Consider the following 14,179-nt stretch of genomic DNA (forward strand, 5'->3'; position numbering starts at 1 on the left):
AATGTCAGCCAAGTCGCCCCGTAGGTGACACCCATCTTGCTGACTCATGAACCCCGGTTCACCGACCATGCTCCTGGACGGAACTCTCGTTCCCCGTCGATGAAAGGACCCGAAATGGCGACCCGTGGCATCACGCCCTTGACCTACTGCACGGGCTGCGACGCCTCTCTCCTTCACCGTACAACGCCTGCACCCCACAGGCATCTTGACGAACGTGGCAAAGCGTGATCCGCCTGGCTCGATCCATTCAGCAGGCGAATGCTCGGCGTAGCCGGAAGAAGCATCGGCGGCCATTCGTCCTGCACCGGTCGGCGCAGCTGTTCCAGTGAGCCGTTTCATCCTGCATAGCTGCAGGTCAGCAGGGTGTGGACGGCCTGGACGATGGTGCCGATACGGCGGGTGGAGCATCGCGCTCGGCAGAGCAGCCGCCAGGACTTCAGCTGTGCGAAGGCGCGTTCGCCGGGTGCTCTGAGTCGGGCGTGGTCGCGGTTGAACTGCTGTTAGCGCTCGGGCTGTTCGCGGTGGCGATAGTACGGGATTCGGAATGCAGTGCCGGCGCCCTGGTAGGCGCGGTCCGCGAGGACGAGGATCTGCCGGGTGAGACAGGCTTGAACGATGCCGTGGGCACGCGCGGCGGTCAGGTCGTGGGTGCGGCCCGGTGTCGCTCGGGAGAACCAGAGCGGTGTGCCGTCGGGGCGCGCGATGACCTGCACGTTCATGCCGTGCTGCTTGTGCTTCTGCGAGTAGTACGGCTCGTCCGCCTTGATGCGGTCGTGGGGATGAGGGTGCCGTCGACGATCACGTGATCGCCCTCGCCCAGTCCGGTGAGGGCCTCGTGCAGGCCCGGTGCCCCGGCGGTGAGCACCTCGATCGTCTCGTCGACGTAGCGCCAGGCCGTCGCGACCGAGACACCGAACCCGGCCGCGAGCTGGGCGAACGTCTCGTTCTTCCGCAGGTGGGCCAGGAAGAGAAGTGCCTGCTTGAAGCAGCCGAGCCGTCTCCATGGCGAGTTCAGTTCACGCCTTCGGGCGTAGATGAGTCAGGAGACGTGCTCGACCAGCTCGTACGGGATGTCGAGCATCGCAGGATACGGAACAGTTGCTCGTCGGTCCGGTGACGCCCCCTCGTCCGACGGTCCGGGGGGATCACGGCTGCCAACTCCCTCCGGGTCGGTCGGCGCAGACCGGTGCGTAGGGCTGTCCGGCGCCTACGTAGCGCTGCCACTCGTCACGGGTCCCGTTTGCGGAGGTCGGTCTCGTCCAGAGTCCGCAGGCCCACGATGGATGCGGGCAGTCGTCGGACGCCGGCGGCGTGCCAAGCGCCATCGGTGAAGTGGAAGCGCCGGACGTCGCCGTTACGGTAGCCGAGGTACAGGTCCGCTCCGGCGAAGGCGACGTGGCGCAGACCGTTCCCCTTCGGCGACGGAACCGGAGTACGGCGCCGCGCAACCACGTTCCGGACATCCAGCTCCCTATCGGCCTCGCCTTTCCAGGCGTACGGCACGGCCGCCCAGGGGCCGCTCCTGCCGGTCGCCAACTCCTTGGTGGTCATTTCCTCGGGGAAGAGCGCGAGACGGTGGACGTTCGCAGGGTCGGCGAACTCCTGCCGGGCGAGGCCGGCCGGGCCCTTCACGACGTACAGGGTTCTGCCGCCGCGGAGCACGAGCGCGTCGCCGGTGGCAGGTCGTCCCACGCGCCCGCCGGAATGTGGGCCAGCCGCGCGGTCGCCTCGGTGAACTCGCAGCCGCCGGTTTCCGTCCAGCGGACCGCGAACTTCACCGCGCGCAGAATGGTTCGTGCCTACAGGAGTGGTTCGTGTGGGGAGTTGACGATGACGATACGGCGCGGCCGCGTCCGCAGGTCCGCCTCCAACAGTCGCCCCAGCGCGGACTCCGACACCGAGCTCCAGCGACCGAGATCGGCTACCAGAACGGCTGCACCGCTGGCGCGAGTCAGGTAGGAGGCGTTCCCCTGGGAAGCACCGAGGCGCCCATGATGAAGTCTCCGGGGACGTCAGGGGTCTGGTCAGCGCGAAGGCCGGATTCTGGCAGCGTGATGGCTGCCAGAATCCGGCCCTGGGATGGTCCGCCCCGCTACTGTCGCGTCGCGGAGAGAGGGAGGAGCTCTACTTCGTATCTGTGAAGAACGCCGTCGATCCAGATCGCCAAGTCGATGCCCGGGAATTGCGTACTGACTTCAGAGACGAGTGATTCCATCACCGAATTCGCCTCTTCTGACCGCACTCCAGAAATGACAAGCATTCTCTGATGGTCCAGTTCAGAAACGCGCTCCGTCAGTGACTCGACGATCTCGCCCGGGTCTGAAGAACCGAGTATTTTCCCGACTGCCGCCGCAGGTGCATCGACAGAAGAGAATTCGACCGAAGTGATGAAAGATTCCAGATCGAAGGGAGTTTGAGATCCGATCCACACATGCAGATCCGCGTACTCGCCGGAGAGTTGGCTCGCCGATGCCGTCAGGCCGTAGTTGACAAGGCCGTCTGATTCCACAGCGAAGGCGTATTCGATGATTTTCCATCGATGCTTCAGGGTTTCGATGATCTGGCGGCAGTAGGAGCGCATCGATGCGAATCCATCCTCCACGTCGTCCCCCACGCGGTTCGGGGAGACATGGAGCATTACGGAGTATCGAGGGGTCTCTTGTCCGGTGCTGATGCCAGGGGAATACACGGTCGGCCCGACGATGTCACCGGCATCGGTACTGACCCGTACGCCATAGCGCGATCCGTCCGGTGCCAGCCCTTCGCGCCAAGCCGGGTTGACGGGGTCGGGATTGAGCGCAAGGGCTTCAGCCAAGCGCTCTTCGAGCGGCTGTTCTCCCGCACCCCATCGGATGTGCAGTTCGGCGTCGATCGACATCAGCCACAACCCCACTCGCTTGTGCATTCAGGGCTTCCATCGGGAGTCCCGGAGACGGTCCAACCGGACTCGAAGATACTGTTGGACCGGCTGTAGATCACGTACCTTTCGAAGTCTACCGAGTTGTTATTGAAGTATTTGGTCGCGGTTTCCATGGCGTCAACGGACTCCGTCCCCGGGGGCATGTGAATGTACACTTCCTTCGCACCCTTGCCCTTGGAGGTCCGCAGATTCCTCTCGATGGCCGAGGCTTTGGTGCTCTGTGCGGCCTTGAATTCTGCCGCAGCACCGTTCACATAGGCGTCAGCACTCTTTCCGGATCCTTCCGGAATCAAGTCCACCTTCGCCCCCTTCGCCGCCAAGTCCCACGCGATCTGGTACTCACCCGTCGTGAAGCCATTGGTGGTGACTTTCGAGTTCGGCTTGGTGAGGAGATCGAAGTGCTTCTTGCTGAAATCTGCGCTCGACTCGTCAATCAGTGAGGCGATCTTTCGGATCATCTCATCGAGATACTCGTCCGATGCCCTTCCGGCATATCCGCATCCGTCGCGCGATCCACGTCGGCAGACCGAGTCGTCGATTTCCCGAATCTGGTTGAGATAGCTTCCGATGATCGGATTGTCGGGCCTCTTCAGCCACTCTACGCGAGCATCGAGCCACTTCTTCCTTTCGACATCGCTCCTGGACCCTCCCGTCGACTTGCCGGTCGAGTCGTCGGCCTTGGGCTTCGGGTTGGGCTTGTTGCCAGGCTTCCCGGTCCCACCACGGGGCTTGCCCGTACCTTCCCCGGACTTCTTTCCTGGCCGTTCGGTGTGGCCGGTGCCGTCATCGGTTCCGAGGCCCGTGGGGTCGGAGAAGGTGACGGGGTTCTGTGCTGCGTAGCTGTAGCCGTTGAGGGTCTGGGGCTTGTCGATCTCCAGAAGAGGGTCGGCGCTGATGAACTGGCCGAGGCTGGTGTCGTACTCGCGGGCGCCGATGTGGGTCAAGCCCGTGGTCGGGTCGATGTCACCGTTGACGAAGCCCTTGTAGCCGGGCCAGAAGGCGGGTGCGGCGCCGCGCTGCCCACCGTAAGGGAGGGACTTTCGACGGTTGAAGGTGAGGGTGGTGGCGCTGAAGGAGAGGGTGTTGGTGTTGTGGTGGTCGCCGACGAGGAGGCGGACCTTGCCGTCACTGCTGGTCCGGATGGCGGAGCCGCCGGGAACGGTGTAGTAGCGGGTGCCGTTCGTGAGGGCGGCGGGAGTCGTGCCGGCCTTGCGGGTGAGGGCGAGTTCCTGGCCGCCGGGCAGGTAGAGCGTGGTGGTGGTCGGGTCGCGCTTCACCATCCGAGTGCCCTCGGCGCCGTAGAGGAACGACGTGGTCTTGCCCGAGACGGTGGAGGTGGCGAGCTTGCCCTCTTCGTTCCAGATCAGGTCCTGGACCGGGCCGGCATTGGCAGGGACCTTCTTGGTGAGGTTGCCGGCGTCGTCGTAGGTGTAGGTGTCCGATCCGGTGGCACCCCCGGTGGCGGTGACGGTGCGGACACCATGGGCCTGGGCGGCGCCGGTGGTGGTGGGGTAGCCGTAGGTGCGGGTCGTGTCGGCCGTGATGGGGCCGGCCTTGTGGAGTGTCTCGGTCTTCCGCTGGCCGGTGTCGGTGAAGGTCCAGCTGGTCCAGTAGGGGTCGACGGTGCCCAGGTTCGGGGTGCCGGTGCCGTTGACGGGCTTGCTCGCGCAGGCGTCACCCGAGGTCCACGCCTCGGCGATGCGGCGCGCCCAGTCATAGGCGAAGCACTGCTGGTCGAGGGAGGCGCCGTCGTCCTGGGCGTCGCGGATGGACGTGATGTTGCCGGCGGGGTCGTAGCTGTAGGTGATGCTGGACGGGGTGGCCGGGCCGGTCGCCTCGCGGTCGGTCTTGGAGCTGATCAGACGCCGCGTGGACGCCTCGTAGGAATTCGTCTGGGTGACGATCTTGCCGAGGTTGCCGAGCTGAGCCTGAGCCAGCTCTCCGTAAGGGGTGTAGGCGGCGCCACGGAGGTATGCCTGGCCGAGGGTGCCGTCGACAACGCCGAGCATGTCCTGCGCGCCGTAGTGGTTGGTGACGGTCTCGGCGGGCAGGTGCGTGGTGGCGTTGGTGTTGGTGGTGCTGTAGGCGGCGGTTTCCGGCAGTCCGCTGACCGGCGTGGCTGTGGTGGCGACCGTGTAGGTGCCTGCGAGCAGTTCCTCACCGGCCACTGACGGGATGGTCACGGTCGTTCCCGTGGGCCGGCCGGTGGCGTCGTATCCCCTGACCGCGGTCTTGTATGCGGCGTTCGCCGTGACAGAGGAGTCGTAGCGGGTGGACGTGGCAGGCAGCCCGAGACCGCCCGTCATGTCGTAGGTCCACTCGACGAGCTTGGTGCCGGTGACCGAGCCGCTGCGCAGGCTGGTCTTGCGGCCCAGTTCGTCGTAGGTGGTGGCGAGGGTCATGCTTCGGCGGCCGTCGGTCACTGATTCCACGCGGCCGTCGGCGTTGTAGCGAGTGGTGCTGGCGCCCTTGTCCGGGTCGGTCGCCGCGACCTGTCGGTTGCGGAGGTCGTAGGTGTAGGTCCAGGAGTTCCGCTTGGACGAGTCGGTGATGGAGGCCAGCAGACCGGACTTGTCGTAGCTCCGGGTTGTCTTCTCGTACTGGCTTGCCGCGGCCCCGATGAGCGGATTGCGGTCCTTGTACTGACGCTCTTCCGTCGTACGGCCACGCACGTCGGTGACCGTCAGGGTGGCAGTGCCACCCGCGGGCGGGACGCTGGCGGTCCAGTAGTCACCGTAGGTGGTGCCGGTGCGCCACTTCTCCACGTTCAGAGAGAGCTGGACATGCCCGGTGACGCGGCTGCGCCCGTCGTACTCGCTGCGCGTCGCCTGCGGGATCTGGTTGGGCGTGACGACCAGCATCGTGTTCGAAACGGCTGCGCTGTTGTAGAAGGGCGCGTTGGAGAGATAGGCGCGGCCGTGGTCGTCGTAGAACGTGTCGCTGACCAGTCGGCCAGTGGTTCCGGTGGCGTCGGCCTGGGTTTGACGAGCACGCAGGAGCGAGTCGTAGAAGGTGGTACTGGTGCCCCACACGCCGTTCTCGTAGAGCTTCTTCGTCGTGATGGTCGACGGGAGACTGTTGGAGAGGTTGTAGGTGAAGGCGGCATTGGGCTCTGTGGTGGTCGCGCGGCCCGTGCTCCAGCCCTTGGTCAGCCGGCCCAGTGCGTCGTACTCACTGCTCGAGGTGCGGTTGTTGGCGTCCTTCGACGTCAGGGCGAGGCCACGCATGCCGTCGAGGGTGGTGGTCGTGGTGTGGTTCTTGACGTTCTTGACGTTGACGGTCGTGGGCTGCGCGCCGGTGTCCGGGGTGTAGGTCGTGGTGACCGGCTGGCCGTCCTGACCCTTGGCGATCCCCACACGTCCGTACTGGTCGTAGGTGGCCTGCGAGACCGTGTCCCATACCGGAGTCAGGTCGCTCTCATGACCGGAGAGCTGTTCCGTCTTGGTGGGGTTGGCCTTGCCCGGCTCAGGCGCTGCTCCCAGCACCTGGTTGTCGTAGTAGGTGCGGGCTCGGCCAGTGACCTCGTTCGGCCGCGAGAGGCACGACACATTGTCGGTGGTGACGACTTCGCTGGGGTACGCGATGAGCCAGTTCGTCGTGTCCGGTGTGACGTAGTCCGTGTAGGTGCAGCGGGTCTCGACGGTTCCCGCGCCGTCATCGGACTCTGAGATAAGCAGCCCGTAGGTGCTGTCGAAGCTTCGGGTCACGGTCAGCGTGCGCCAGGTGGTGCCGTCGTCGAGGAGGGTGCCGGCCTTCTCGGTCTCGGTTCCCGAGAGGTACGCCGTCCTGGGCTGGAGCACGGGAGCGGGGTCGTTCGGCTTGTCGGGGTCGGTGATGCCCTTGACCACTTGGGTGGCCGTCGCGGCGGACGCCCATGGGGTGTGCGTGGTCCTGGTGACGATCTTCCCGCCGGTGCCGTCCTTGTCGTAGGTCGAGCTGGAGGCGACGCGTCCGGCGAAGTCCTCGCGGTCCGTGACGCCGTTCACGACGGGAACGGCCCGGGGTGCGCCGTTGGCGAGGGTGTCACCGGCCATGCCGAGGTAGTAGGTGCTCTCGGTCTTCACCCGGTTGGTGGCACCGGTGTAGGTGCGGACGGTTCCGTATCCGCGGAAGTCGTTCCACGTACGATGCTTGTCCAGGGTGAACTCACCCGTGTCGCGACGCCAGTTCGGCCCATTCGTGTACTCGTAGCTGGTGACCTTCGACTCCGAGCCGCTTCCGCCGGTGGTGTCGTTCTCGTCGATGCGGGTGACGAGGTACTTGTGGAACCAGTCCTTGACCGGGTCGACGTAGCCGTCCGGGGTCCACCACGAGGGGTAGCAGCGCTTGGTGTTGGTGTCCGGGGCCGTGGGCAGCGTGGTCGGGGTGCACTCCTTGGCGCTGTACGTGACGAGGGTCTGACCGCCGGTCTCGTTGGTGACGCTGGTGATGCGCTTGCGGTTCAGTGCGGGCCTGCCCTCGGCAGCGTCGACCCGGTTCGGCATCAGGTCACCGCCGAACACGGTCTTGGGCAGAGTGATGTCGGCGAGGCCACCGGCCTTGCCGGTGTGCTGCACCGAGTCCAGCCAGAGCGATGGGGTGGAGGTGTCACCGGTCTCGGGGAACGACTGGGCCAGAGTCCAGGTGTCGACCGGCTGCAGGGTGGTCCCGACGAGGGAGAAGGTGTTGATACCGGTCAAGCGCTGCTTCGACCAGAACGACGGCGACGCCTGCAGGCACTTGGCGCCCGAGGTGCAGTTCAGGTCGACCGGGGTATCGGGCCAGCTGGTGGCGTGCGCCTCGTCAAAGGCGCAGTCTGCTGCCAAGCAGCGGTTGCCCGTGGTGAAGGTGATCCGGCCGGCCGGGTTGGCGGGGGTGTACACGGCTCCGGCACGAAGGCCGTAGTCGATCCGGTTGAGGTAGCCGCCGCGCGTGTACGCCTTCGCCTCGTCGACCTTGCTGTTCTGCGCGTAATAGCCCTGTTCCTTGGCGTAGTAGAGGGCCATCGCGTTGCCGTGGGGATCCACGACGTAGTCGAGGTTCCAGCGCCACCCCTGCTGCTCGGCAGAGGAGGCGAAGTCGGCGCCGTTGCCCTGCTCGCCGTCATGGTTGCCGTAGACGGGCACCGCGAAGACGGAGTTCGTCTCCGACTCTCCGGCAGCCCACCCCGGGAGGCGGTTCTTGCCGAACCAGTACTGGGTGCCGTCGACCGTGGTCACCTTCCAGTACTCGTAGTCCTCGTCACCCGAGTTGTTGGTCGTGCTGTCGTAGACACGCTCAACACGGGAGCCGTCATCCGCCTGGAGCTTCCACGTGCTCTTGGAGGCGTCCCAGACGAGCTCGTTGGAGGAGCCGTTGAGGGACAGGGTGGCGTTCTCCGACTTCCAGCACAGGTCGCCGGACTTGGCGGTGTTGTTGCCGCCCTGCTTGTCGTTCTCGCAGGAGGCGTAGCGGCGCTCGATGAAGCCGGGCGAGTACTCCCAGCCCTCGCCGATCCAGGACGACTGGTTGTTGGTGGACGCCGTACGACCGTCAACCGAGGACGAGTTGTAGGAGAGGGCGACCTTCGGAACGAGACCGCCCGGCGCCGCGGGCACGTCGATGGGCACGCTCCAGCCGAAGCCACCCGAGTTCCCGCCCGCCGACCAGGAGCCGGAGGCGGCAAGCGAAGTCGCCTCGAAGGAGCCCTCGCTGCCGCCGGCGCCGGCCGTGGCGGCCAGGACCGCCGTTCCCGCGGTGCTCATCGCGAGCGAAGACAACGTGGCCGCCGTCTTCGCCGCTCCGCCCGCTGCCGAAGTCCGAGGGGTCGCGGAAGCTGTCGTGGTGACCGTGGCACTCAGAGTGTGGTTCTTGGTGTCATTCTCGGTCGCCAGCGGAGTCTGCTTGCGGCACTCCGCCTTCTCCGGAGTCGTCAACGCGCACGCCGGAAGCGTCACGAGACGCAAGCGCGACGACCAACCGGCCCCGTAGGCGCCGCGGATCGCCGCATAGTCGATCTCCACGTCGCGCTGACGCGTAGAAGTATTCGCCGAGTCGATGTCGCGCAGCGACATCAGCAGACCCTCGACTCCGGCCTTCTGCGCCGTGACCCGATCCTTGACAGCGACTTCCACGCGGTCATTGCCGATGGCGGTCTTCTTCGCGTGCGAGATGGCGCGGCCGATACGGACCGGGAGTCCGCCGACCATCGCGGCGTTCGACTCACCGGCATCACCGGTGAGCTGCCGCGTCGCAGGGGTGGGCCAGGTCACCGGCGGCGCTTGCCAGAGCTGGTCCGCCTTGGGTCTTCTCTTCAACCCTGTGGGGACGTAGTCCGTGCCGTTCACGGGCTCGGTCTTGGGAACGGGCGGCAGGCCGGGGGCCTGAGCCTGTGCGGCCCACGCAGGTGCGGAAAGAAGAGAAACGCTCAAGGCTGCGGAAAGAACTCCGGCAATCCCAGCGTGCGTTCGTTTCGCCGTTCTTCTTTCCAGGTGCCTGAAAAAGGGCATGGCAAAGCCATGTCGGAACAACATCTAAATACTCACCCCGATGAAACATGCAAAAGCCAGATGATCATGCGCATCCAACACCGCGACGCACATCCCTGGCAAGCACAAATGTCAAGTCTGGTTCCGGATTGCCGCCTGACGCCTGACGTCAGGCGCCTACGGATCTGCGACGGCACTCTGCGAGCGCGACCGACCGCGCAACCGTCCAACCAGGCATCTTGTGAGCCATTGATGGACAAAATGCACATTTCCGCGATGAGCCATAATCGGATTTGAGCATTCCGATTGTGGCGAACTTTCCTTGCTCCGAACCTCCGACGCAAGCTACGAAGGAGGAGCCCGATGTATCGCCACTTCCATAGTCAGAATGGAGTCCGACGCTGGAAGGACAGGGTTTTCTTGTGACCTGAAAAGAGGGCGCCCTATCCTCCAGAAAGGCATCACGGAAGATGGGCATCACCAGATCCTGACGCGGGCACCAGAGTCCATCGCGACCGTCAGTACCGCAGGCGAGGCCCCAGCGCCGGAAGCCCGGTACGAGCTGACGGCTTTCGAGACGACTGCCCGGACGGGACAGCGGGTGGAGTTCATCGACCGTCGCGAGGAGACCGTCGAGTCCTTCGTCGCCAACCCCGATGGCAGCACCCCACCGTTGTGCAGACCCTCTCGGTGAACGCGAAGACCACGGAAGGGTCGAAGTCCAGGGCCATCGCGGTGTCCCGCACGACCCACGACTCGTAACCCACCAGGTCACGCGAGGTCGCCGCCCAGCACGTCGGCTGCCCTCAGTCGATACAGAACTCGTTGCCCTCGATGTCCAGCATCGGGATGCACGAATCGTTGCCGTCGTACAGCGTTTGCACGTGTACCGCGCCAAGCGGGACCAACCGTGCGCATTCGGCCTCAAGCGCGGCGAGGCGCTCTTCACCCACGAGTCCGGTGCCGACCCGCACATCAAGATGCACCCGGTTCTTGGCGGCCTTCCCCTCGGGGACGCGCTGGAAGTACAACCGCGGGCCCACGCCTGAGGGATCAATGCAGGCGAACCAAGAATCCCGCTGCTCAGGTGGCTGCGAGCCCTTGAAGTCATCCCAAGTGACGAACCCCTCCGGCGGCGGCGGTACGACGTACCCCAACACCTCGCACCAGAAACGAGCGAGGCGCTCAGGTTCTGCACAGTCGAAGGTCACTTGGAACTTCTTGATCGACGTCATCGGCCCACCATATGGGCGCGTGCCGTTCACCGAAATCCCGGAGGGTTCCACGGCATGCGGGGCGAGGTCTCGCGCGACATGAGCAGCGTCAACGGGCCAGATCACCTGAGACGACGAGCGCTTCGGACCAGATCACCTGAGGCAGGGGCCAATTCGCAGGAGACAGGACATGGGGGAGGTTGAGCCTCGGCTCCATGCCTCATGTTCTGTCTCACCGACCTTCGACGGTGTTGGCATCCCACGTATGGACCTGTGCTGGGTCGAGGTGGAGTTCGTACGCGGTGCACTCGCTGATCTCTGTTCCTACAGCAGCGCCACATAGGCACACTCGGTTCAGGCCGCTCCGGCCATGCCACCCGCAGCAGCCTGTGTGGTCACCCTCAAGGTCGGGCAGCAAGTCTGGTGCGTCGTCGGGATAGAGAACGATCGCGTTTCGGGGGCCCGCGGAAGTCAGGAACCCGTCTCCGTCGGGATCGCCGACACAAGGCCCGCCGGGGAACGCCGCGAACTTCTTCCGGACTACTGCAGCAGGATCATCCTCCGGAGCAGGTGGAGTGCGAAGCCGGTGAGCCCGGGCAGCTGGCTGGCGTCGACTGCGTCGATCCAGGCAGGGACCGTCGAGCCGAGGCGGCCGGTGAGCATCTTGCCGAAAACGCGGACGTATCCGACGGCCGTGTCCAGGTCGGGACAGCGGGCCGACATCATCCAGGCCGGCCGACGCGGTCCTCCTAGCTCAGGGCGGCGGGGTGGCGGGTGAGCCAGCCGGCTCTCTCAAGATCCGTCCCAAATACCCAGCCGCTTGAGCCGACGCTGCCGGAGTCGCTCTGCGCTCGCGGCGAGAGCAAAGAGAAGTCCCATGATCAGCCCGCCCAGCATGGCGAGCGGGGGACCATGGGCTTCATCCTCTGGCGACACCATCAGGAAGAAGAGCGCGAAGGGGACGGCCAGGCAGAGACCGGCCCCGATCGGGTGTCGGGCCACCCGCTTCTGGATCCAGGTCGGACGTTGCTGCCCGCCGATGGCACGATCCACAGCCCAGAACGCATCGCCCAGAGACCGCCGCCAGTTCGCCACGACAGAAGGATAGAGCAGCCCGGTCGGCGTCTCCTCGCCAAGGGCTCATGGTCAAGAGCTCATTCACAGCCCCGAACTATCGGCCCAGCCACTCCTGCCACTGCTCGTTCTGAGGCAACTTCCTGAGCGTCGCAGGGAGTTCAGTCGTCACTCAAAGTGCACGGATCAACCTGAGCCAGAACCGGTTCTCATGAACGAAGCCAGGACGGTGATCCCGACGGAGCCGGAGTTGCCGAAGAGCCGGTCCTTGGGGGTCGGTGTCACGATGCGCAGGACACTGTCGGCGTAGTCGACCTCGATCTGCTCGGCGACCTTGGTGTGGCCGCTCTTGGAGGCGCCGGCAGGGAGGATCTCGAGGATGGTGTCGGCGCGGTCAGTGGCGATGAGAATCGCTTCGCCTTTGTATTGCAAGGGTGTGCCGGTAACCGCGACGACAGCGGGCGGGGCGGGCTCAGCGGACAACGCCGGCTGCGGGCCGACCGCCTACGCCCCCATAAACTCACGCAGTCTCGACGAGGGCACCTGTGGGAACCGCCGGAGGGGCGATGGCACGTCTGCTCGCGGGGGCCCCAGGCGGCGGCAGATTCTAGGATCTGCTGCATGGCTACGAGACTCGTACAGATCAATATGAAGGCCCAGGACGACTCCGCGCTCGGCCGGTTCTGGGCGGAGGCACTCGGTTGGGGTGTCGACAGCGAGGGACCTGGTGTGACCAACCTCGAACCCGTGGGTTTCGCCTACCCCGACCCGGTTGCCGTCTGCATCGACATCGTCGCCCGCCCGGAACCCAAGACGGTGAAGAACCGGGTGCACCTTGACCTGGCCACCTCCTCGGCGGCCCATCAGGCGGAGTTGGTCGCGCGCCTGGAGGATCTCGGTGCAACGCTCGTTGACGTTGGTCAGGGCACCGTCCCCTGGACGGTCATGGCCGACCCTGAAGGCAACGAGTTCTGCGTCCTGGAGCCCCGTCCGATCTACCAGGACACCGGACCGATCGCCGCGGTGGTGGTCGATTGCGCCGACCCGCGAGGGATGGCACGGTTCTGGGACCAGGCGATGGACTGGACACTGCACGAGGTCACCGACGAGCACGCGGCCATGCGATCCGCCGAAGGCGTGGGCCCCTACCTGGAGTTCGTCCGCACCCCCGACACCAAGAGCGTGTGGAATCGCGTTCACCTCGACGTCTGCCCCTATCCCGGTGACGACCTGGATGTGGAGGAAGCCCGACTGCGCGCGTTGGGCGCCACCGACCCGGGTATCGACCAGTCCGCAATCCCCTGGACGGTTCTGGTCGATCCGGAAGGCAACGAGTTCTGCCTCCTCACCCCTCGCTGATCTTGAGCTTCGACTCCGGACGGTTCCGGGTGGGCCGCGAAGACCGTGGCGTCGGCGTGCGCGACCGGGACGCAGATGATGTCCCCGGTCGCTCCTGTGTCGATCTGCGGCTGGTGCTGCTGGAGTTCCGAATCGGCGGCCTGATCAGCACGCTCAACTCCGTATTTGAGCTGTTCCGCATCGGTCGGCATCAGCGTCCTGCCCGATCGCTCCTCAACGGTCCTAAGGTCTTCTCCGGGGCCTCACGCCAGGATGCGCCCCCACCCTACCCGCTCGATGCTCGACGTCAGCCGTCCGGCGCCTCGAACGTCTGCACCGCAATCCGGAGGGTCTCCCGACCAGGCTGAGCAGGGTTGATCAGCACCACAAAAAGCGAGTGAGGGTGCTGGCTGCTGGTAGAACTGGGCCGTGCCCACTCGGGACCCGGCACGGATGAGTCTTTGTCCGGCAGCCCTGCCCCGGCAATCACCCTGGAGCCCGCTTTGCCCCTGCAGACAGGCGTCACCCGCCCGATATCCCTGTTCCTGACGACCGCGCTCGTGGCCACGCCGCTCACCGGCTGCGCGCTGCTGGATCTCGCTCGGGACTGCGAGGGGACCGACGCTCAGGTGGAGGAGATGGCGGCGCTCGACATCCTCGACTCCCGGCCGGACGGAGCCACCGTCGCCCGGGGCTTCGAGGAGGTCGACGCCGGCTGCTGGGCGGACAGCGGCGATGTGGTGGTGTACGCCGATCGGACATACGCCTTTCCCGGCACACGGGCCGAAGTGGCTGCGCATTACCGGACGGTGGCGCTACAGCACGGGTGGAGTCCAGACCCCGAAGCCTTGCCCGACGACCTGTGCTTCGCCAGAGAGGCAATGAGCCTGCAGATCGTCTTCCTCACCGCCGAACGCCTCGCGGAGGACGGCCATGGGAGCCGCCCAGACCTCACCACCGGTGCCGGTTACTCGATCAGCATCGACTCGTACGTGAACAGCGGTATCGCGGCGGGCTGCTGAGTTCCCTCGTCTGCATGATCTCGACTGGTTGATCATGGTGTCTGCCGTCCTCCAGGAACTGTCGCACGGCGTAGCGTTCCCTGGTCCGGGTCACCAGGCGGCGTTCGCGTCCGCAGACGTCGAGCATCTTGGCAGCCGGTGCCGGCGGTGGTGTCTGCCAGATGT

At 65.5% G+C, this 14,179-nt stretch carries 9 protein-coding genes and 1 pseudogene; 2 read left to right on the forward strand and 8 right to left on the reverse strand.

Going from position 1 to position 14,179, the window contains the following annotated elements; translation table 11 throughout:
• Nucleotides 1-335 precede the first annotated feature (335 nt).
• The 8 genes and pseudogenes from ACFVZH_RS35955 to ACFVZH_RS35990 all read right to left on the reverse strand — a co-directional run bounded on the left by ACFVZH_RS35955 (nucleotide 336) and on the right by ACFVZH_RS35990 (nucleotide 12,137).
• Nucleotides 336-1,081, reverse strand: a pseudogene (locus ACFVZH_RS35955) (transposase family protein).
• Between the two features lie 146 nt (nucleotides 1,082-1,227).
• Complete coding sequence (locus tag ACFVZH_RS35960) at nucleotides 1,228-1,692, reverse strand: hypothetical protein (RefSeq protein WP_384904183.1); 465 nt, start codon at nucleotides 1,690-1,692, stop codon at nucleotides 1,228-1,230.
• 400 nt (nucleotides 1,693-2,092) lie between these two features.
• Nucleotides 2,093-2,878 (reverse strand): hypothetical protein, encoded by a 786-nt coding sequence (locus ACFVZH_RS35965; RefSeq protein WP_384904184.1) that lies wholly within the window; start codon nucleotides 2,876-2,878, stop codon nucleotides 2,093-2,095.
• Nucleotides 2,878-9,150 carry an RHS repeat domain-containing protein gene (locus tag ACFVZH_RS35970; RefSeq protein WP_384904186.1) on the reverse strand — a complete coding sequence of 2,091 codons (6,273 nt, stop codon included), beginning with the start codon at nucleotides 9,148-9,150 and terminating at the stop codon, nucleotides 2,878-2,880. Before ACFVZH_RS35970 ends, ACFVZH_RS35965 begins: the two co-directional genes overlap by 1 nt.
• 1,022 nt (nucleotides 9,151-10,172) lie before the next feature.
• The gene (locus ACFVZH_RS35975) at nucleotides 10,173-10,601 is read right to left on the reverse strand and encodes a VOC family protein (RefSeq protein WP_093896494.1); all 429 of its coding nucleotides are present in this window, start codon (nucleotides 10,599-10,601) and stop codon (nucleotides 10,173-10,175) included.
• A 519-nt stretch (nucleotides 10,602-11,120) separates the two neighbouring features.
• Nucleotides 11,121-11,306 carry a hypothetical protein gene (locus tag ACFVZH_RS35980; protein WP_384904188.1) on the reverse strand — a complete coding sequence of 62 codons (186 nt, stop codon included), beginning with the start codon at nucleotides 11,304-11,306 and terminating at the stop codon, nucleotides 11,121-11,123.
• A 66-nt stretch (nucleotides 11,307-11,372) separates the two neighbouring features.
• Nucleotides 11,373-11,675: a hypothetical protein gene (locus ACFVZH_RS35985; RefSeq protein ID WP_384904190.1), complete on the reverse strand. Its 303-nt coding sequence runs from the start codon at nucleotides 11,673-11,675 to the stop codon at nucleotides 11,373-11,375.
• A 165-nt stretch (nucleotides 11,676-11,840) separates the two neighbouring features.
• Nucleotides 11,841-12,137 (reverse strand): hypothetical protein, encoded by a 297-nt coding sequence (locus tag ACFVZH_RS35990; protein ID WP_384904192.1) that lies wholly within the window; start codon nucleotides 12,135-12,137, stop codon nucleotides 11,841-11,843.
• Nucleotides 12,138-12,275: 138 nt separating this feature from the next.
• Here ACFVZH_RS35990 and ACFVZH_RS35995 point away from each other — a divergent pair, with 138 nt between their 5' ends.
• Nucleotides 12,276-13,013, forward strand: coding sequence for a VOC family protein (locus ACFVZH_RS35995; protein ID WP_384904194.1), 738 nt, complete (start codon nucleotides 12,276-12,278; stop codon nucleotides 13,011-13,013).
• 482 nt (nucleotides 13,014-13,495) lie between these two features.
• The gene (locus ACFVZH_RS36000; protein WP_384904195.1) at nucleotides 13,496-14,014 is read left to right on the forward strand and encodes a hypothetical protein; all 519 of its coding nucleotides are present in this window, start codon (nucleotides 13,496-13,498) and stop codon (nucleotides 14,012-14,014) included.
• Nucleotides 14,015-14,179 lie beyond the last annotated feature (165 nt).

Source organism: Streptomyces sp. NPDC059534 (assembly GCF_042743475.1).
In the GTDB taxonomy this organism is placed as follows: Bacteria; Actinomycetota; Actinomycetes; order Streptomycetales; family Streptomycetaceae; genus Streptomyces.